This window comes from Legionella sp. MW5194 (assembly GCF_016864235.1).
In the GTDB taxonomy this organism is placed as follows: Bacteria; Pseudomonadota; Gammaproteobacteria; order Legionellales; family Legionellaceae; genus Legionella_C.
In genome coordinates, this window is sequence record NZ_CP045732.1 from 1,160,452 (window position 1) to 1,181,993 (window position 21,542).

The window sequence follows — 21,542 nt, forward strand, 5'->3', positions numbered from 1 at the left end:
ATTATTGCCGGATGTACATTGAGATAGTAGACAGGTTATAGTGTGAAATAAAAAGAATAAAGGCTTATCATGCGGGTTTTTAAACTGCTCTTTGCGTTTGTCCTTGGCTGTTGGATTGTGTCAACCTGGGGTAATCCTTTGCCTCTCCGTTGGTATAAGCAGGACAACCAGCAGGTTATATTAAAAGTTGACCTCTTTTTGTCCACCACTTGTCCGCATTGCCGCAAGGCTGATGAATTCTTTAATACCTTGGGTCAAGAAAAAACATGGCTTGAAATCCAGCGGCATTACATCAATGAAGACAAAGCGGCCCTCGATGCCTTCAGTCAGTTTTTAAAACAGGGGACAAAAGGCGTTGATGATTATGCCGTACCGGCGATTTTTTTCTGCGACTCCCGCTGGACGGGCTTTGATGAGGCCAAAACCACTGGAAAGAAAATAATCGAAGCGCTTACTTATTGCCGTCAACAAATCGAAAAAGAAGGGGAATTGACGCAAGCCACGGTCAAAAGCCTGCAACAGTGGGCAACGGCCAGCTGGTATGAAAATAACATTGTCAATCCGCCCTCTGCCAGCTCGTTTATACCTATGATGGCCTTCATCGATGCCATAAGCCCCTGCGGTATTTTGGGTCTGTTTGCCCTGATCTCCTTTTTAACCCTCCAGAAAACCCCTGCGCGCCAATGGGCGTTGGGCGTTTTTTACCTGGTATTGACAACGTTAACGCATTATTTGCAGCAGGCGAATACGGCGCTGTATTTCAAGATTCTTCCTTTCTTAATTATCCCGGCGGCGATTGCCGGTATTCTTCTACTCCTCTATGTGGTTGAGAGTCGCTTACAACCCTCGCCGAGAGGGCGCTTCCAAGGCATGGGGTTTCTCTTTGGTTTAGCCTTGGTGGCCGGTGTTCTTATTCAGTCCTATCAACAAAATTGCGCACCCAATTTCGCGTTAATTTTCCAGCAGTGGCTGATTGTGCAGCCTTTGTCTTCCGGGCAACGCATGGTTTACATCCTGATCTACCATCTGGTTTATTTTTTCTCTCTGTCCCTGCTGGTTTTATTGATTATGGGCGTGCTCAAGCAGAAATGGGCCGATAAGCATCAGGCTTATCTGCGCGATGTCGCTTTCATTATTCTGGCTTTTGTCGGTGCTATTTTATTGGCTTATCCTTCTTTACTGGCCAGGCTTTTGCCCTCATTCATTGTGATCATTATCGCCTTTGCAGGGGCCTGGATAATCAAAAAGTTAAAAATGGATTACTATTAACATGTCAGCGGTAGTCAGTTAAGGAAGGGAGAAAACGATGTCGCGTCAACCGGATGATCCGCCTTTTTTTCCCATTGCCTGTGAGGTGGAGCAGGGGAAAACCTATGACTGGTGCAGTTGCGGCAAAAGCAAAACCCAGCCTTTTTGCGATGTTCACCCTTGCGAAAAGGCGGTGAAATATCCGGCGCTGGTGACTGAGACGGTTTGTTTTTGTCAATGCAAGCAGACACAGGATCCGCCTTTTTGTGATGGTTCCCACGCGCCATTGTTGATTGAATACATGAAAAATCGCAACAAAAAATAGCTGTCTTTATTAAGGAAGGTTGATGATTGATCCGCAGCTGAAGCAAAAAATTATTAACACAATCAGCAAATACGAGCAGCGTTGCAATACGCTGCAGGATGAAATTAATCATCTGCGTCAAATCATCAGCCTGTTATTAACCCTGCCGCTCGGGATTTCTGGCGATCTGGTGACAACGCTTAAAGAAGACGTCGCTGCCCACAAAGACTCGGAAACCATTCTCACTCAGGTTGAGCGTTTAATTGCCACTTTGACACCGGCTCAATCCGATGATCTGCCGTCCCATCAGGCAATCAGTGAGACGGTCAACCAAAGCCTCAAACAGTTGTTAAGCCATTTAGCCATTCCTGAGGAACTTCATGACAAGGTGGAGCACGTCAAAACCCTGTTAAGGAGTGAAATTACCCGCGAGCTATTGCCCAGCGTGATAGATAATTTTACCAAACTGGTGATTGACGCCTTCAGCATTGAGCAGAGTCAGTTAAAAAATTATTTACAGGATTTAACCAGTCAACTGCATGATTTTGACAGTTATTTAAAATTCGCCAATGAAAACAGTCAGCAGGCCAAGCACCATACACAGCAACTGGAAAGCGGCATCGCCACCAACATCAATCAGATTCAAAGCCATGTCGACAAGGCTAAAACCATTGAAGAATTATCCGGGAAAATCAGTGAGAATTTAGCCACGATTGAACAGCGGATTAAAGAATTTAAAGACAGCGAACAGCAGCGTGTGAAAGCTTACGAAGCCGAGGTGCAGAAATTACAGCAGAAACTGTCTGAATCCGAGAGGGCTGCTGAGGAAATCAAGCATAAATTAACCTCGCAACAGGTGATCATTAATCAGGATAGCTTAACCGGACTGCCCAACAGGGCATCTTACGATGAACACATTCACGAAGCCTATAACCGCTGGCAGCGTGGCTACGGCGAATTGTCGTTGGCCATTGCCGACATCGATCATTTTAAAAAAATCAATGACAATTACGGGCATCTGGCGGGAGACAAAGTGTTGAAAAAGGTCGCCGCTCTGTTTAAAAATTCAATCCGTTCGGTGGATTTTATCGCCCGTTACGGTGGTGAAGAATTTATCTTTATTTTTGAACGGACCAGTGAGAAAGAAGCAAAACGTATCCTTGAATCCCTGCGTTTCGCCGTGGAGACCTGCGAGTTTTGTTATCGGGACACGCGTGTCGATGTCACGGTTTCCTTCGGTTTGACCACATTTAAAGCGGATGAGGACATTGAAACCCTGTTCATGCGTGCAGATGCCGCCATGTATCAGGCCAAACGAGCCGGCCGCAACCGCGTAGAAGTACTCTAGGACTTGATCTCAACCGGGTGATTTGGGATCATCCTTCCATCCTGATTTTTTGGTGCGGGCATGAGTAAATTTAAAGAAATACCTGTCGTGGTCGAAAGCGGCCATAAATACAAGACGGCAGAAGGCATTGTTGCAATTAAGGATGGCATCAAGTCTGTGAATAGCCACGCCGAGCGTTTGCCCAAACCCAAGTGGCTGCGCATCGTCAATCACACCACGCCCGCCTACCAGCAGGTGAAAGAACAGGTCGTGAAACACCGCCTGGCGACAGTCTGTGAGGAAGCCAAATGCCCTAATATCGCGGAATGCTGGTCCCATGGGACCGCGACCATTATGCTGATGGGTGCGGTGTGCACGCGCGCCTGCCGCTTTTGTTCGGTGGACACCGGCAACCCTCATGGCTGGCTGGATAAAGACGAGCCTGCCAATACAGCCAACACGGTAGCGCTCATGAACCTCGATTACGTGGTGTTAACCTCCGTCAATCGTGATGATTTGCCCGATGGGGGCGCTCACCATTACGCCGATACCATTCGCGCCATTAAAGCCCGCTGCCCGACAACCAAAGTAGAAGCCTTAACACCTGATTTTCAGGGGGTTGAAGCCGATGTCGCGGTTTTACTGGACAGCGGGGTGGATGTGTTTGCCCAGAATGTCGAAACGGTCGAACGCTTGACCCATCCGGTAAGGGATAACCGCGCCGGCTACTGGCAGACCCTGAATGTCCTGGCTTTTGCCAAGCGCTACCGCCCCGATGTGTTGACCAAGACCAGTTTAATGCTTGGCCTTGGCGAAACCGACGAAGAAATCATTGCGACCATGGATGATTTACGCCGGCGACAGGTTGATATTCTGACGTTGGGACAATACCTGCAGCCGACAAAAAACCATTTACCGGTGGCGCGTTATGTCACGCCTGAACAGTTCATTGAATTTCGTGAAATAGGGCTGTCCAAAGGCTTTTTTGAAGTGGCTTCAGGCCCTATGGTACGATCAAGTTATCGTGCCGATCGGGTATTTAAACGGGATAATCTGGGGCTTTAGGAATTCATTTTAAGGATAAAAACATGTTCACACGTGCCATCGTTCGACAACCGGCCAAAAGCCTGGTGCATGGACTCACCTCGGCTAACCTGGGTCACCCGGATTATGAATTGGCGCTTGCACAACATCAACATTACGTGGAAATGCTGCGTGCCTGTGACCTTGAGGTGACGGTTTTGCCTCCGGCGGACGAATTTCCGGATTCCTGTTTCATTGAAGATCCTGCTCTTCTCACTGGCCATGGTGCCATTTTAACCCGCCCGGGTGCGTTGTCGCGTATAGGCGAGGTGGTCTTGAATCGCGAGGCGATTGCCGCGTTTTACGGAGAAAACATCAAGGAAATCACCGCGCCAGGGACCCTGGACGCGGGGGATGTGCTGCGCGTGGACAACCATTTTTATATCGGTTTGTCTAAACGAACCAATCAGGAAGGGGCGAAGCAGCTTATCCGCATCCTGACGCACTACGAATACACCGCTTCCGTGGTCCCGTTGAAGGACGCGCTTCACTTGAAAACGGGCGTCAGTTACCTGGATAAGGGCAATTTACTGGTGAGCGGCGAGTTCATTAATCATCCGGAATTCAGACTGTTGCAGCAGCATGTCATTGATGAAGAGGAAAGCTATGCGGCCAATTGCCTTTTAATTAATGACATAGTGCTCATGCCCGCCGGCTTTCCAAAAACCAGACACCTTATCAGCAGCCTTGGTTATGACATCATTGAAATCGATGTCAGCGAATTCCGCAAACTGGATGGCGGATTAAGCTGTTTGTCGCTGCGGTTTTGAATGGCCTACGACTTTAAACGATGAGTGGATATGGTAGGAACATTTACGAATTATAATCAAGAAATGATTAAAATTTGATCTTCGCTGTACGTGTTTACTCCACTTGCTAAATTCTAGATTATACTATTCTGGTATAGCTTAACCGGTATTGAACTGGCATGAGGCAGCACCAGGATAGTCGCCTCATCATTTTAACTATCGACCTTTTAACCTAGAGGTCGGGCTGTATAAAATTTGGATAGTAATGGAAATACTAACGGATTTAAAGGCCATTCTTCATTCTAAACGCGCCAATATTTATTATTTGGAAAAATGCCGCATTATGCAAAAAGATGGGCGCGTTTTGTATCTAACAGAAGCAAAGCAGGAAAATCAATACTGGAATATTCCCATTGCGAATACTACCTGTTTATTATTGGGGACAGGAACATCGATTACACAGGCCGCAATGCGGATGCTTGCTCAAGCAGGTGTCTTGGTTGGATTTTGTGGGGGTGGCGGTACTCCCTTATTGATGGCAAATGAGGTCGAGTGGCTTACTCCCCAAAGTGAGTACCGGCCTACGGAATATATGCAGGGATGGATGAAATTCTGGTTTGATGACAGAAAGCGTCTGTATGGTGCAAAACAATTCCAAATGGCTCGTGTCGCTTTTCTGAAAAAGGCCTGGATAAAAAGCCGTGAACTTCAGGCTGAAGGCTTTAATCCTGATGATTTGCAGCAGGAACTGTCAATTTGTGAAACAAAAATCAATAGCGCAGAAGATGTCAATCAATTACTTCAAAGCGAGGCAGAGTTAACAAAAAAACTTTACCAATATGCTGCAAACCGAACTCAATACGGTAAATTTGGCCGTGAGCGCGAAGGTACGGATAAAGCAAACCTATTTTTAAATCATGGAAATTACCTTGCTTATGGCCTTGCAGCAACCACACTTTGGGTGCTTGGAATCCCTCACGGTTTTGCGGTTTTGCATGGGAAAACACGACGGGGAGCATTGGTCTTTGACGTGGCAGACTTGATTAAGGATGCTCTTATTCTCCCTTGGGCTTTTATCTGTGCAAAGGAAAACAGCAGTGAGCAGGACTTTCGTCAGACGTGTATACAGGTTTTCATCGATCATAATGCATTAGACTATCTGTTTGATCACGTTAAAGCGCTGGCGTTGAACACCTGTTGGGAAACTGGAACTGACGGAGAATTATCATGATGGTGATTTTCGTTTCCCAATGCGAGAAGAAAGCTTTAGCTAGAACTCGTCGTGTCCTGGATGCTTTTGCCGATCGTATTGGTGATAACACGTGGCAAACAATGATTACCCAGGAGGGATTGCTTGCAGTTAAAAAGCTATTGAGAAAAACTGCCAGTAAAAATACGGCAGTGAGTTGTCATTGGGTAAGGGCAAGGTCTAGGACGGAACTGATATGGATTGTAGGAAATAAAAACAAATTTGATCGTGAGGGCAGAGTACCTGTCAACCGAACCTCTAATAATCAGGTTTACCGGGATGATTTACTGGATTGGCACTTACTACCTGTTATTCGGGCACTTACCTGTCTGGCGGCATTATTTCATGATTGGGGTAAGGCAAACGCTCGCTTTCAACAAAAGTTAAATAAAAATTATAAAGGCTTGCAAGCAGACAGGTTACGCCATGAATGGGTATCCTGCTTATTGCTTAAGGCATTCATTTTAAATACAGAGCATCCAACCTCAGACACTGCTTGGTTGACCAAACTAAAAGAAGGCTTGATAGATGAGCAACTGATTAAGGAAAAGCTTGGAAGTTTGAAAAAGCCCTTGGCTGATTTGCCAAATATTGCCAAATTAATTGCTTGGTTAATTGTGACCCATCATAAATTACCTGTTAATCTAAACAATCTTTTTAATGGAAGTAAATGTCATAGTCTGGATGGGTTACTTAGTCTCATTGATCAACAGTGGGGCTATGAAAATAATACCATGGATGAGTTAAGGGTTTGTTTAGAATTTCCTCACGGATTATTAACTCAGTCCAATAAATGGTTGTCACAACTCAGACGTTGGTCAGCCAAGCTGCTGGATTTTCAGGAAATTATTTCACAAAGTATAAACGATGGTAGTTATCGGCTACTGATGCATCATGCCCGCCTGTGTTTAATGTTAGGCGATCATTATTTTTCATCGTTGACGATTGATCAAACCCGTCACTGGCAGCACACAACGGAATTGATTGCCAATACTCAAAAGGACAAATCGCCCAAGCAGGCTCTGGATCAACATTTAGTCGGTGTCTACGAAAGTGCCAGAGATGTGATAGGAAAACTACCCATTATAGAAAATGGCCTGGAATCCAGTCTGAATACAGCTGAATTAAAAAAGAAAAGTACCGGGGCCTACGCTTGGCAGGATAATGCAGCCAGAAAAGTTCGTGATTGGCGTAAAGAGCAGAACGACATCAAAAAGGGTTTTTTTGCAGTGAATATCGCTAGCACTGGCTCCGGTAAAACTTTTGCAAATGCCAAAGTGATGATGTCCCTTTCCGAGGATGGTGATAGTCTTCGGTACATCCTTGCTCTTGGTTTGCGCACACTCACATTACAAACAGGCGATGAATACCGAGATCGTATATTCAAAAAAAGTGATGGCTCGGATCTGGCCGTGTTAATTGGTTCTAAAGCCATTGCCGATCTGCACTACCAGGGCAAACAGGAACAGATACAGGAACATGAGCAAGGTTCAGAATCCATCGAGCCTCTGCTGGCTAGTTCGGATGAAATTTTTTACAAGGGCGAGATGCCTGACGACGGTTTAACAACAATCTTGAGAAGAGATAAAGACCGACAGATGCTATACGCGCCTGTTCTGGTATGTACTATTGATCACATCATAGCGGCAACAGAGACAACGCGAGGAGGGCGGTATATTTTGCCTGCATTACGATTACTATCCTCCGATTTGGTAATTGATGAGGTGGATGATTTTACTGGCAGTGATTTAATCGCTATTGGTCGCTTGATCCATCTGGCAGGTATGCTGGGGCGCAAGGTGATGATTTCTTCAGCGACCATACCACCCGCAATGGCTGAAGGTTATTTTAATGCGTACAGCGAAGGATGGATACTTTACTGTAAAACCCGCAATGCAAGCCCTGTTATTGGTTGCGCATGGATTGATGAATTTTCCACACAGGTTGAAGAAATTGAAACCCGGGCGCATGCCGTAAAAGAGTTTCGTAAAATTCATGATCAATATATCGATAGACGAGTTGACAATTTAAGCAAATTATTGCCGAAACGAAGAGCAATGGTAATGAGTTGCGAACAGGCGATGCAAGTTAATGATGAGCCTATTATGAGAAATAAACGTGAAGTTTGGTTTAATCGAATCATTCAATCCGCCCTTGACCTGCATGAACACAACCACACAATTGATAAAAAAACAGGCTTACGTGTTTCTTTTGGGGTCCTGCGTATGGCTAATATTCAACCCTGCATTAACTTGTCTCTTTATCTATTAGATTACATTTGGCCTTTAAACACGGAAGCAAGAATCATGGCTTATCACAGCAGGCAAGTATTATTGCTACGTCATGAACAGGAAAAGCACCTTGATCACGTTTTAAAACGTAAAGAGCAAAAGGATGAACAACCACGCGCTTTTTACGATCTGACAATTCGAAATCACCTCGATACCATTTCTGCCAGTCACTCCGCAGTAACGAATGTCTTATTTATTCTTGTCGCTACACCAGTAGAAGAAGTTGGGCGGGATCATGATTTTGACTGGGCGGTTATAGAACCTTCGTCCTACCGTTCGATTATTCAATTGGCGGGACGCGTCAAACGCCATCGGGATGGCGAGGTCAAGCAGGCCAATATCAGCATTCTTCAGTATAACTGGAGAACAATTAAATATGGGGATGAGGAAAGAAAGCCGCGTTTTTACTTACCGGGTTATGAGCCTGTTCCTCAACAACGCCAAGGCAACAAATTATGTAATGAAAAAGACGATTGCTTAAAAAGTCATGATCTTTTCAAAATAGTCGATACCCACTTAATAAATAATCGGCTTGATTCTGTTCCAAGAATTCAAGAAAGGCCAAAGGACAGTAAAACGCCTATGGCATTATTCGAACATGCCGTAATTGACAGCCAATTAACTTATTATGCAGGAGAGGGGCCGGAAACGTTGCAGGGGTACATAACCCGCTATTGGGGCCTTACTGCTTTACCGCAATTCCTTAACTCTTTTCGTAAAGCGATGAACAATATCAAGTTATATCGGGCAACCAATGCACAAGGTGAAACCTGGTTTACTGAGCGTGATTCAAAGGGCGATTTCACTTACACCACTTCCGGCGAACTGGTGCGCCGGGATGATGCCTACCGGATCACAACGATGTCTTTGTCGTCTGCGCAAACAGTACGACTCTGGTTGCCCCGTGATTATGTTCAATTGTTGAGGGAACAGATTGAGAGGCAAGAAATGACTCTCCATAAAGCGGTAAGTCTCTATGGGGAACTGAGTTTGGATTTTTATGAATATAACGTTAATAGTGACTATGTGTATAACGATCAATTAGGTTTATATAAAAAGGAGAGCAATCATGCTTGATCCGGCAATTGCCGCTTTTTTTTCCGAACGAAAAGAGGGATGGCTTAAAAAGAAAATAAAAGCTGGACTAGAAGCATCGGAAGAAGCAGCAATAAGACAGGAGTGTGAAGAGCTCTTTGGGCTTGAAAATTGGTTGCCAAGAGCAGCAAAGCGTATACAACAAATATCAATTTCAACTCATCCCTGTACATTTTCTCATCCCAGCTCGAGAAAAAATAAGAATGGTTACGTCACTGCTATTATTGCTAAGGCACCCTCGGGGGCAGATGGTTATCTTCGAACAGGAAATACTCCTGCTGAATTAGATGCGCTTGGAAATGCAGCAGTGCTTGATGTTTTCAAGTTTCTTTCAATAATGACTGACAATGGCATGACAGTTATTGAGCACATTCGGCAAAATACCGAATGGGCAAAGGCCTTGCTTAATATAAAAGCAGAAAGCCATGAGAATCTGAGAAATGATTTCATTTCAATATTGTCATCCAATGAGACGGTGATTACTAGTTCTAAAATTAAACAGGTTTATTTTCCAATTGGGGATGATTATCATCTTTTATCTATTTTGCATAACTCTGGTTTGATGTTTAAATTGCGTGATCGGATTGATGCATTGAGATTTTCAGATACTGTTAAAAAAGGGCGGGAACTAAAACGAAGTAATAGTTATCATGAGTCTGGATTTAAAGAAATCTATAATATAGTAACCATTGGTTATGGTGGCACAAAGCCACAGAATATTAGTGTATTAAACAATCAGCACGGTGGTAAATCACATCTTTTATTATCAATTCCCCCCTTGCTTGAGCAGCATGAAATAAAGTTCCCTACGAAGGACTTTTTCAGACAGACATTACGTTTCTCTGATTGCAAGGAAATTTTACAACGGCTCGACAATGTATTCAAAATTGAAAGGGATGGGGTAATTCCTTTAGAAAAAATCCGAAAGGGGCGAGACCGCTGCCTCGGTGAGCTTCTGGATGTAATCCTACAAAAAATGATGGCATTGCGGGAAGTCTCCGCCAACCAATTTCGGGAAGAGTCCAGTCAATTGCTTGCTTGGCAAAAAATATGGCTTTGCGAGCAATATACAAAAGAAAGAACAGATGATTGGCTTGATACGCTCTGCGATAAAATTGTGACCTGGATAGAAAACGCCTACAAGAATGCTATTAAGCATTCCATTTTATTAGGAGAGGCAGAGAGACAGTACATCAAGACTTACATTGATGAAAACAGGGAGGTATTGAGATGAACACTAACCTGATTTTATTACCTCATATACAGATTCAAAATGCCAATGCCTTATCCAGCCCGTTCACCATTGGTTTCCCCGCCATGACTGCCTGGCTTGGTGCCGTGCACGCGCTACAACGAAAATTGAATAAAAACATGTTCCCGGTGACATTCTCAGCAGTTGGCGTTGTTGTGCATCGCTTTAAACTACAGATTTACAAAGGGCCGAATGATTTTGTGTATTCCATCATAGGAACAGGAAATCCATTGGAACCAAAACCTGAAAAAGACAAACCAAAAGGCAATGCCGTGCGGCCCTCCTTTATCGAAGAGGCTCGATGCCATTTAGAAGCTAGTCTTTTAATTGAGTATGAAGGGATAGAAGCCCAGGATGAACAGCCCATGCTTGAACTAGTGCATCAGTTGGTGCTTGGACAATTTAAACTGGCTGGGGGAGATATTCTGGAATGCAGGGCACCTGAAATTGTTAGAGACTTTAACAAAGCGAGAGCCAGTTTAATGCCAGGTTATGCCTTAATTGAGCGACGGGATTTAATGCAGGTGGCTATGGAGCAAGGTCAGGATCCCATGGATGCATTACTTGATTACCTGGCAATCCATCATAGCTGCACTAAAGACATTATAAATGGGAAGGAACATGTCAATTGGCAATGCAAACGTAAGTCAAGGGGGTGGATTGTACCAATTGCCACAGGATTTCATGGAATCAGTGAATTGGCAAATGCACTCAATCAACGTGATGCAGGGGCTCCTCACCGTTTTGCTGAAAGCGTTGTTACTTTGGGCGAATTTAAAATGCCCTATCGTCTGGAGTCGCCGAATGATCTGCTTTGGCGCTACCACGTAGAACCTGAAAAAAATCTTTATCTTTGTATTCAACAAAAAGCAGAATCAGAACTCGACAATGACGACTATTAATCAAGGAGGATGGCTATGGCTAAGAAAGAAAACACCGCATCTGTGTTAGCGTTTGAAAAAAAATTAATCCCCTCTGATGGGTATATGTATGGTTGCCAATGGGAAAACAGGAGCAAAGCCAGTCCGCTTCAGCTCATTGAAAAATCGGTAAGGGGAACCATCTCAAACCGTCTTAAGCCGGCGTTGCAAAATGATCCGGTGGCACTTAATAACGAAGTTGAGAAGCCAAATCTCCAAACGGTAGATGTCTGCTCGTTAGGTTCAGAACAGGATACGCTTCAAGTTCACTTCACACTTAAAGTTTTAGGCGGATTGAATCATCCCTCGGCGTGCAATAACGCTCTTTTTAAACAGAGTTATCAGCAAGCCGTGAGCCATTATCTGGAGGGAACGGGGATGAAAGAGTTGGCGAGGCGTTATGCACTTAATATCGCCAATGCGCGATTTTTATGGCGCAATCGCTTTGGTGCCGAAAAGATCCAGGTAGACGTTAAAGCATTGAATAAAAATTCAAATCAAAAGTGGGTTTTTAATGCGTTGGATTTTAATCCCCGTGTGATGGAAACAACGAGCAGTGACGTTGAAAGTCTCGCCAGTGAGATTGCTGCTGCATTAGCCAGTGAGGATGATTTTTTGATAATTGATATTACCTGCTACGCTAAGGTTGGTAAGGCCCAGGATGTATATCCCAGTGAGGAATTGGTATTGGATAAGGGGAAAGGCGAAAAAAGTAAAGTACTTTACCAGGTTGATGGAATTGCGGCCATGCATTCACAAAAAATTGGTAATGCCTTACGAACTATTGATACCTGGTATCCAGAATACAGTAACCCAGTGACATCTGCGGGACCAATCGCTATTGAGCCCTATGGTGCAGTCACAAATTTGGGTAAAGCATTCAGAACGCCCACAGAAAAACAGGATTTCTATACTTTTTTTGATCGATGGGCCCGCGGTGAAAAATTACCAAGAGTAGAGGATGAACATTATGTCATGGCTGTTTTGGTCAGGGGCGGCGTATTTGGTGAAAGCGACAAATAGGGGAAGAGTATGGATCACTATCAAGATATTATTATTTTTTCCGAACCGGAATTTCCCGTGCCAGTGCTCATGAATGCGCTTTATAGTCAACTCCATAAAGCACTATGCGATCTTCATTCGACCTCTATTGGCGTTAGTTTTCCAAAGTACGACAAAACCTTGGGAAATATTTTGCGTGTTCATGGTAACAAAATAGCATTGCAGGGATTACAAAATTTGAATTGGATCGGTGGGATGAAGGGGTACTGTGTAGAAAACCCAATTCGCTCTGTCCCTGTTTGTACAAAGTTCCGCACGGTTTATCGCAAGCAACCGACCAAGAGCCAATCCAAATTAAGAAGGTTATTAAAGCGCGGATCATTAGCCGAGACTCAAATTGGGCAATACGAAGCAAGCAGGATTGAAAATTTTTGGGATAGTGCTTATTTCCAATTGGTAAGTGGCTCTAATGGAAAAAGATACCGACGATACCTTGAGCTGGGTAAAATGCTCGATCAGCCTGTACTCGGGGAGTTTGATCAGTTTGGTCTTTCTAAAACCACCACTATTCCGTGGTTTAGCGAGGATTTATCATGATAATACTTTGATTAGTTAAGAGAGGAATGTATCAAGCCGGCTAGTAGCCTTATTGTACCTTTAATTTTTGCTCATTAAAAATTTGTAATAAATTCAATGGATTAAATCTGTAAGAAAAAGCATGGGTAATTGAAGTTTTTTTTCATTAAGTTTTTGTTGTCACTATATTTATGTGTTAATTTGTTGAGTTCACTGCCGCACAGGCAGCTTAGAAATGGAATATAAACGGAGCTGTAATAATGGCACCGTTCACTGCCGCACAGGCAGCTTAGAAATACAATGGAGTTGCGCCATACTGTCGCTCTAAGTTCACTGCCGCACAGGCAGCTTAGAAATGTCAGCTATACAATTTAATGTGAGCTTCTCTGTTCACTGCCGCACAGGCAGCTTAGAAATACTGTCTACGATCGGCGCATTATAGTATCCCGTTCACTGCCGCACAGGCAGCTTAGAAATTAATTAGTCAACCGGAAGTAGACGTCTACACGTTCACTGCCGCACAGGCAGCTTAGAAATTTAAAATAGCTTCTTGGTGTTTTAATAAATCGTTCACTGCCGCACAGGCAGCTTAGAAAATCCACATATGTAGCAAAACAAGGCGTGTTGTGTTCACTGCCGCACAGGCAGCTTAGAAATGCAACCATTTTTCCAGCTGACTAAAGTCCGCGTTCACTGCCGCACAGGCAGCTTAGAAAAAGGGGTTTTCAATTTAAACACTTTCACTCCATGTTCACTGCCGCACAGGCAGCTTAGAAATCTTGTGACCCAGTCACTTGATTTTCGTCGGTCGTTCACTGCCGCACAGGCAGCTTAGAAAACGCAGCCTTAAAAAAGGTTTAAATTTTACAAAGTTCACTGCCGCACAGGCAGCTTAGAAATGGTCGATCGCAATGGCACATTGCATTAACCCGTTCACTGCCGCACAGGCAGCTTAGAAATTAAGTCTGTGTGGAACGATGAGCGCCTACCAGTTCACTGCCGCACAGGCAGCTTAGAAATATTTTCGCGCGTCCCGTGGCTCAAATCAGTCGTTCACTGCCGCACAGGCAGCTTAGAAAAATTGGGGGTTGCCCGACGAAAATGATTGATCGTTCACTGCCGCACAGGCAGCTTAGAAACTTCGATGTGTCTAACACGGACAAGTCCACTTCGTTCACTGCCGCACAGGCAGCTTAGAAATTGGGCGGTAAATATGCTTTTTACGATAATGGGTTCACTGCCGCACAGGCAGCTTAGAAAATAACTGAACGTGGCACACACCACTAGCCGCAGTTCACTGCCGCACAGGCAGCTTAGAAAGACAATAGAATTGCGACACACTGTCGCTCTAACGTTCACTGCCGCACAGGCAGCTTAGAAAATGGGACCAAAGGCCATAATAATCTTATTCCGGTTCACTGCCGCACAGGCAGCTTAGAAAAAGGACAATTTCGGAATAAGTTCCAAGGAACGGGTTCACTGCCGCACAGGCAGCTTAGAAACCAGCACCGAAAGGATTAGAACCCCCAATAGCCGGTTCACTGCCGCACAGGCAGCTTAGAAATCTTAAAGAGGGAGGTTGGTATATGTACTATCGTTCACTGCCGCACAGGCAGCTTAGAAAGGTTGCGATTGGGGCGTTAGATACCTGGAATAGTTCACTGCCGCACAGGCAGCTTAGAAAACGGGATTGTCAGCAAGGCCGACAACGGGAATGTTCACTGCCGCACAGGCAGCTTAGAAAAGAAATGAGATATTCTCGTACATGGGGTTTAAGTTCACTGCCGCACAGGCAGCTTAGAAAAACAGAAAGGTTTCCGCCTAATAGAGGCTTGTGTTCACTGCCGCACAGGCAGCTTAGAAATCTAACTACGATGCTTCACAAATAGATGGAACGTTCACTGCCGCACAGGCAGCTTAGAAAAAAATATTTGACATAATCTTGGGGGCCATCAGAGTTCACTGCCGCACAGGCAGCTTAGAAAATATCTGTGTCCGCTCCTCGCAGCGTTGCTACGTTCACTGCCGCACAGGCAGCTTAGAAAAATGTACACGCATGCTTTACAGCATCAACGGCGTTCACTGCCGCACAGGCAGCTTAGAAACACGCACCGAAATTTGATTATTTCGGCGGTTGTGTTCACTGCCGCACAGGCAGCTTAGAAAACTAACCCCATAAGCTTTTGATCCGTCCACAGCGTTCACTGCCGCACAGGCAGCTTAGAAATGATGACGACATTCCGTTTTAATTAAAGGAGCGTTCACTGCCGCACAGGCAGCTTAGAAAGTTTAAATTAGTGCTGAATTGCAAAGTTTGGCGTTCACTGCCGCACAGGCAGCTTAGAAAACAATCCTGTTGGCCATACTGTCCGGTGAGAAGTTCACTGCCGCACAGGCAGCTTAGAAAGCTAACGGCTTGTCAGTGTGGTATGGATGTGTGTTCACTGCCGCACAGGCAGCTTAGAAAAATCAATGTCTGTATTATGAATTTTGTAGTACGTTCACTGCCGCACAGGCAGCTTAGAAAAATGAGTTATGGAGCAATAACAATGCAGTTTGGTTCACTGCCGCACAGGCAGCTTAGAAAAAACAAAGGCATCCGGTTAAACATAGAATGATGTTCACTGCCGCACAGGCAGCTTAGAAAATAGCAAGAGCTTGATAAATAATGGAGGTTGTGTTCACTGCCGCACAGGCAGCTTAGAAATTGTCGCCGCATCTTAGCCTAAGCCGTTGCGCGTTCACTGCCGCATAGGCAGCTACAAACAAAGTCCTTTTTGGAAAAACTACAAGGTAAATAACTCAATCAGTAGTCAGTATCTCTGCCCCCATCTAAGCCAACCGCACCCCTCGACGCGCCATGTGCCTTTGCATCAGAAAAGCAATAAAGGCCATCAACGCGCCAAGGGCGACTGCGGCGAAGCCTACCCAAAGGTAATAATGCTGGTAAACCGGGAGTGTTTGCTCTGCTGACTTCACAGCCTCAGGGATATCAACCCAGCCTGCCAGTTGTCCGGAAATGGCATTGGACAGCGAGCTTGCCAGGTACCAGACGCCCATGGCAAAGGCGATGTTTTGTCCATCGCAATAAAGGCCGATCATGCTCAAGCCGATGGCGCTCACCCATAATTCGGCCAAGGTAATCAGTATATAGGTCAGCGCAATGTAATTCCCTTCGACATAACCCTCGACAGCCTGCTGTGAGGCAAAGGCCATAATCAGCAGCGCGAGCCCCGACAGCAGCGTTCCGGCTGCGAATTGATAAGGGATGGTAAAGCGCGGAAACAGGCGGTAAAACCGGGGTAATTGCGAGCCGAGCAGAATAATGAGTAGCGGGTTTAAAATTTGATATTGTGCCGGAAGAATGGTTAAGCCAAACAGGTTAAGGTTGGAATTGCTTTTGGCAAACAGCACCAGGGTACTGTTCATCTGATTGTAAATAACAAAAAAGACAACTGCCTCAAGGATAAGCAATAACGCAATCAGTTGCCGGTTGCGGCTCTCGCCGGATAAGGCAAATGTTTTAATGAGGAACCAGGCAATCCCGGCCGCGCAGCCTGAACCGATGACCAGGCTTGCAATCTGGACATGGGAATAGGCAAGCAGGGTAAAAGCATAAATGGCTGCGAGGTAAGCCGCGAGACGATAACGCGTTTTAGCGGTCATCGGTTGCTGGTCTTTACCCCAGATGACATTGTCATAAAGGGAATACCGCCTGGCAAAATTAAGCGCCGCCATGGATTTACCGATGAAGGTGACAGCCAGGACTGACAGGGGACCGTAGGCGCTGTCCAGTAAAGCCGGAGCCAATATCGTGGCGAGCAGGGCGCCGACATTGATGGCCATGTAGTAAAAAGTCATAGCCGCTTTGGCTTCAATGGCATCGTCTTCATAAATACGGGAAACGAGGCCGGAAGCAGTTCCCAATAACAGGGAGTTGGTTGCCGGAATGAACGCATAGGCGGCGATAAACAGTTTATCGCCGAACCCGCTTAAGCTTAAACCGCTTAACATAACCAGCAGATAGGCTAAGGCCAGCATGATGCTGCCGTAAAGAATCGCACGCCTTACTCCAAGCACCTGGTCCGCCATAAAACCGCCCAGAACCGGCATGAGGTAGCTGGTTGCCTGAGTGATGCCAATAAACGCGTAGGCTTTGGCATGGCTGTAACCCAAACCATGGGCCAATAAGGGGCGGGTTAAAAATAAAACAAGAACCGTGTTTAAGGCATAAACCGAAAACTGACTCCAGAAGGTGATCATCACGATGTTATTGGTTTGCAGCTGGCGGGTATCCCAGACGGGCAGTTGTTTTTTTATGGCCTCTAAAAACACGTCGACTCCTTGTCTTTATGCATATCAGCAATTATTTCTTGGCGAGAATCACATCAATAATATGGGTGTCATGGTAGGGGAAAGTAAATATCCTGTCGAATAATCGCTTCAGACGTGCCACTAAAAAATTTTTAGGCAGCATTCGCATCGACAGGGTATTTAAAAACCAGGTTCCCTCAATGCCAAAAAGGGCGAGTTCATCAACGTCATTGAGCGTCACCGGAATATGAAGACGCTGATGCTCAACCACTTTAAACTGATGTTGGGCGAAGACATGCAGTAATTCATCCAGCCCGCTGGCTACCGTGGTGTTTTTGACCATGGTTTTGTAATAATGGCCGACCACACTGCTTAGCATGGTGCCCTGGGCGATGAAATTGGCCAGTTGCTGCTGGGCGATGGGAAAGGATTCATACGTTGTTGTAATTAACGAAAAATAACCATTGGAGCGCGTCAGCAGGTCAGCCTCGGAGAACAGGGTATGGATAGGGATGTAGGCATTGATGAAATGAGCCAGAACCAAATCCTGGCTGTGGTGGGGGAGATAATGGCTCGCTTCGGTGGCGCTGGCTTCGATGGTGGTCAGGGGAAGTCTTTTTCGGGCTTGAGTCAGCATTTCGGAGGAAATATCAATCCCGGTATAATGAGCATTGGGAAGGTATTCTCTGAGTTTTTCAAGAAAGGCGCCGTTGCCTACGCCAAAATCAAGAATCTTGTAATTCTCTTTAAAACCCAAATGTTCTTTCTTAATCTGTTCTATTGCTGTTTTATGACTCTCGCTTAAAGAGCCAAAGCGATCAGCTGTCGCGTAGTGACTCGCGATTTCGTTATACATGGCCTTTAAGGACATGTAACCACCCGGTTGTTAAACGTTAAGCCAGTATATAGCCAATCACCCGGCTTTGGCGACTTTTTTCTTTTTTAAATCATTTCACTTCCGCAGGCAAAATAAAAATCGGTAAATTTTTTTCACGATTGAACTGTTTTTGTTTAATTAAGAGATTTTTTTAATTTTGGGTGCTATGATTCCCGGCCATGTTTATCGATCGTAAACATTCAAGAGTACGGATGCTGTATTAAAAGAAAAATAAGTGTACCTGTAACTGTAAAAGTTCAATTTAGATGGGATGAAGAAGATGTTAGCAACGTTATTGCCAAGAATAAAAAACAAAGAAGCAATGATTAGCATTGTAGGACTTGGGTATGTTGGATTGCCCTTAATGCTGCGTTTTGCCGAGGTGGGTTACCGCGTCATTGGTATTGATGTCGATGAGCGTAAAAACCAGGCGATTAACCAAGGCCGTTCCTACATTCAACATATCCCTTCAGAGCAGATTGCGGGTGTAAAAAATTACATCACAGCCACGTCTGATTTTTCGCAGGCCGCCGAAGCGGATGCGATTATTCTCTGCGTACCGACGCCGTTGGATAAATACCGAGAGCCCGATTTAAGCTTCGTGCTGCAGACCATGGACTCTCTCCTGCCTCATCTTCGCGCGGGACAGGTGATTTCACTGGAAAGCACCACGTACCCTGGCACCACCGAAGAAGAATTGAAAACCCGGATTGAAAGCCGCGGGTTTGTGGTGGGCCGCGACATTTTTCTGGTTTATTCCCCTGAGCGTGAAGACCCGGGCAATCAGCATTTCACCACCGCGACCATTCCCAAAGTCTGCGGCGGCGATACCCAGGCCTGCCTTGAGGCTGGGCTGGCCCTGTATTCAGGCGTTATCGACAAGGTCGTGCCGGTTTCCTCAACGAAGGTCGCTGAAATGACCAAACTGCTTGAAAACATTCACCGCTCCGTGAACATCGGTTTAGTCAATGAAATGAAAATTCTGGCTGACAAGATGGGTATCGACATTCATGAGGTCATCGATGCCGCTGCCACCAAACCCTTTGGTTTCGTCGCCTATCATCCAGGACCCGGTATCGGCGGCCATTGCATTCCCATCGATCCATTTTACCTGACCTGGAAGGCGAGGGAATATGGCCTGCATACCCGATTCATCGAATTGGCCGGGGAAATCAATAGTGCCATGCCTTTATGGGTTATAAATAAAGTGGCCGATGCGTTAAATGAACGCGCCAAGGCGATCAAAAACAGTAAAATACTGGTTTTAGGAGCAGCCTATAAACGCAATGTCGATGACATGCGTGAATCACCCTCGCTGGAAATCATTGAATTGCTTCAGGAAAAAGGCGCGCTGGTCAGCTATTCTGATCCGCACGTGCCGGTACTGCCGCCCATGCGTCATCACCATCTGGAAATGAAGAGCGTGGATATTACCGCCGAATCGATCAGTCAATACGATTGCGTGGTTTTAGCCACAGCCCACAATGCCTTTGACTATGCCCTGATTGCCGAACATGCACAGCTGATTGTTGATACCCGTGCAGCATTCAAGACGTTTAAAAGCAATAACATAGTGAGCGCCTGATGATGAAAAAAGCCCCCTGGAATATCACGGATCGTAAAATCAATATCGCTTTGGTCGGCTGTGGCCGCATTTCGCGCAATCACCTGCAATCCATTGCTGAACACCGCGATCGCCTGAACCTGACGGCGGTGTGCGACATCGATGCCGAGGCCCTGCAAAAAGCCACCAGCGAATACGGCGTAGACGGTTATCGAAGCCTTGAAGACTTGTTGCAACACACCAATGCCGACATCATTTCACTGTGTACGCCGAGCGGCCTGCATCCTTCTCAGGCCATCCAGATTGCCCGTAGCGGGCGGCATGTACTGACTGAGAAACCAATGGCCACCCGCTGGCAGGATGGCTTACGCATGGTGAATGCCTGCGATGAAGCCGGCGTCCGTCTGTTTGTTGTGAAACAAAACCGGCGTAATGCCACTCTGCAACTGTTAAAAAAGGCCATTGACCAGGGTCGTTTTGGCAAGATTTATCTGGCCAATATCAATGTTTTCTGGACGCGCCCACAGGATTATTATGATCAGGCGTCCTGGCGTGGTACCTGGGAATTTGATGGCGGCGCCTTCATGAATCAGGCCAGCCATTACATTGATTTAATCCATTGGCTGCTCGGTCCGGTGCAATCGGTTCAGTCCATGATGGGAACATTAGCCCGCGACATTGAAACCGAAGACACGGGCGTGATGAACATTCGCTGGCGCAGCGGCGCCATGGGATCTGTCAGCGTGACGATGTTGACCTATCCCAGAAATCTTGAGGGCTCAATTACCGTTCTCGGTGAAAAAGGCACGGTTCGAATTGGCGGTGTGGCCGTTAATGAGATTCAGCAATGGGAATTCGCCGACAGGCAACCCGAGGATGATCAAATCAAGGCCGCCAGCTATCAGACAACGTCCGTGTACGGCTTTGGTCACCCGCTTTATTATGACAATGTAATCAATACCCTGCAGGGCAAGGAAGAACCGGAAACGGATGGCCGTGAAGGGTTAACCTCGTTGGAATTATTAATTGCCGCTTACCGTTCCGCACGCGATGGTTCAACGGTACATTTACCCCTGGAGTTATAGTATGTCGTATCAGGCTCATGACACTGCCATTATTGATCAGGGTGCCGAACTGGGCGAAGGAACACGCGTTTGGCATTGGGTTCATGTCTGCGGCGGGGCACGCATTGGCGAACGTTGCAGTCTCGGCCAGAATGTGTTTGTCGGCAACCGGGTGGTGATCGGTAATAATGTTAAAATACAAAACAACGTGTCCATTTATGACAATGTCACATTGCAAGACGATGTTTTCTGCGGTCCGAGCATGGTGTTTACCAACGTGTATAACCCCCGATCCGCCGTCTCCCGCAAGGACGAATACCGTGACACGCTTGTAAAACGAGGCGCGACCTTAGGGGCGAACTGCACAATCGTCTGCGGCGTGACCATTGGCGAGTACGCCTTTGTCGGCGCTGGTGCGGTAGTCAACCAGGATGTGCCGGCTTATGCCCTGATGGTGGGAGTCCCGGCTCGGCAAATTGGCTGGATGAGCCGTTTTGGTGAACGACTTTTATTCAAGAAAGAAACGGACGGTCTTTCTTATGCCAAATGCCAGCAGACGGGCGACATCTATATTCTGACTGAAAACAACACCGTGACATTGATGGAACAGTAGGACGGGGATTTATT

The 21,542-nt window shown here is 45.9% G+C and carries 16 protein-coding genes and 1 CRISPR repeat array; of the genes, 14 read left to right on the forward strand and 2 right to left on the reverse strand.

What is annotated here, in order from left to right:
- Positions 1-69 precede the first annotated feature (69 nt).
- From GH742_RS05515 to cas6f, 11 genes are all read left to right on the forward strand, one after another.
- Positions 70-1,269, forward strand: a complete 1,200-nt coding sequence (locus GH742_RS05515; protein WP_203456452.1) for a hypothetical protein — start codon at positions 70-72, stop codon at positions 1,267-1,269.
- Between the two features lie 37 nt (positions 1,270-1,306).
- Entirely contained in the window at positions 1,307-1,573 is a 267-nt protein-coding gene (locus GH742_RS05520) for a CDGSH iron-sulfur domain-containing protein (RefSeq protein WP_203456453.1), read from the forward strand.
- A 22-nt stretch (positions 1,574-1,595) separates the two neighbouring features.
- Positions 1,596-2,900: a GGDEF domain-containing protein gene (locus GH742_RS05525; RefSeq protein WP_203456454.1), complete on the forward strand. Its 1,305-nt coding sequence runs from the start codon at positions 1,596-1,598 to the stop codon at positions 2,898-2,900.
- Between the two features lie 60 nt (positions 2,901-2,960).
- Positions 2,961-3,944, forward strand: coding sequence for a lipoyl synthase (gene lipA / locus GH742_RS05530; RefSeq protein ID WP_203456455.1), 984 nt, complete (start codon positions 2,961-2,963; stop codon positions 3,942-3,944).
- Positions 3,945-3,967: 23 nt separating this feature from the next.
- Positions 3,968-4,732, forward strand: a complete 765-nt coding sequence (locus tag GH742_RS05535) for a dimethylarginine dimethylaminohydrolase family protein (RefSeq protein ID WP_203456456.1) — start codon at positions 3,968-3,970, stop codon at positions 4,730-4,732.
- A gap of 244 nt (positions 4,733-4,976) precedes the next feature.
- Positions 4,977-5,942: a type I-F CRISPR-associated endonuclease Cas1f gene (gene cas1f, locus GH742_RS05540; RefSeq protein WP_203456457.1), complete on the forward strand. Its 966-nt coding sequence runs from the start codon at positions 4,977-4,979 to the stop codon at positions 5,940-5,942.
- Positions 5,939-9,328, forward strand: a complete 3,390-nt coding sequence (cas3f, locus tag GH742_RS05545; RefSeq protein ID WP_203456458.1) for a type I-F CRISPR-associated helicase Cas3f — start codon at positions 5,939-5,941, stop codon at positions 9,326-9,328. Before cas1f ends, cas3f begins: the two co-directional genes overlap by 4 nt.
- Positions 9,321-10,580, forward strand: coding sequence for a type I-F CRISPR-associated protein Csy1 (gene csy1 / locus GH742_RS05550; RefSeq protein WP_203456459.1), 1,260 nt, complete (start codon positions 9,321-9,323; stop codon positions 10,578-10,580). Before cas3f ends, csy1 begins: the two co-directional genes overlap by 8 nt.
- Entirely contained in the window at positions 10,577-11,500 is a 924-nt protein-coding gene (csy2, locus tag GH742_RS05555) for a type I-F CRISPR-associated protein Csy2 (protein ID WP_203456460.1), read from the forward strand. Before csy1 ends, csy2 begins: the two co-directional genes overlap by 4 nt.
- A gap of 15 nt (positions 11,501-11,515) precedes the next feature.
- Positions 11,516-12,541, forward strand: coding sequence for a type I-F CRISPR-associated protein Csy3 (gene csy3, locus GH742_RS05560; protein ID WP_203456461.1), 1,026 nt, complete (start codon positions 11,516-11,518; stop codon positions 12,539-12,541).
- A 9-nt stretch (positions 12,542-12,550) separates the two neighbouring features.
- On the forward strand, positions 12,551-13,117 hold the full coding sequence (gene cas6f / locus GH742_RS05565; RefSeq protein ID WP_203456462.1) for a type I-F CRISPR-associated endoribonuclease Cas6/Csy4: 567 nt from the start codon (positions 12,551-12,553) through the stop codon (positions 13,115-13,117).
- Between the two features lie 187 nt (positions 13,118-13,304).
- Positions 13,305-15,863: a CRISPR direct-repeat array (repeat unit 28 nt; unit sequence GTTCACTGCCGCACAGGCAGCTTAGAAA).
- A gap of 65 nt (positions 15,864-15,928) precedes the next feature.
- Here cas6f and GH742_RS05570 read toward each other — a convergent pair.
- Positions 15,929-17,431: a peptide MFS transporter gene (locus GH742_RS05570; RefSeq protein ID WP_239005289.1), complete on the reverse strand. Its 1,503-nt coding sequence runs from the start codon at positions 17,429-17,431 to the stop codon at positions 15,929-15,931.
- A gap of 31 nt (positions 17,432-17,462) precedes the next feature.
- Entirely contained in the window at positions 17,463-18,281 is an 819-nt protein-coding gene (locus GH742_RS05575) for a class I SAM-dependent methyltransferase (RefSeq protein WP_203456463.1), read from the reverse strand.
- Positions 18,282-18,567: 286 nt separating this feature from the next.
- On the opposite strand from GH742_RS05575, the gene GH742_RS05580 reads away from it, so the two are divergent.
- From GH742_RS05580 to GH742_RS05590, 3 genes are read left to right on the forward strand one after another with little or no spacing between them, the layout of a single operon-like run.
- Positions 18,568-19,872 carry a nucleotide sugar dehydrogenase gene (locus GH742_RS05580; RefSeq protein WP_203456464.1) on the forward strand — a complete coding sequence of 435 codons (1,305 nt, stop codon included), beginning with the start codon at positions 18,568-18,570 and terminating at the stop codon, positions 19,870-19,872.
- On the forward strand, positions 19,872-20,936 hold the full coding sequence (locus GH742_RS05585; protein ID WP_272946945.1) for a Gfo/Idh/MocA family protein: 1,065 nt from the start codon (positions 19,872-19,874) through the stop codon (positions 20,934-20,936). Before GH742_RS05580 ends, GH742_RS05585 begins: the two co-directional genes overlap by 1 nt.
- Position 20,937: 1 nt before the next feature.
- Complete coding sequence (locus GH742_RS05590) at positions 20,938-21,528, forward strand: acyltransferase (RefSeq protein WP_203456465.1); 591 nt, start codon at positions 20,938-20,940, stop codon at positions 21,526-21,528.
- Positions 21,529-21,542: the final 14 nt, after the last annotated feature.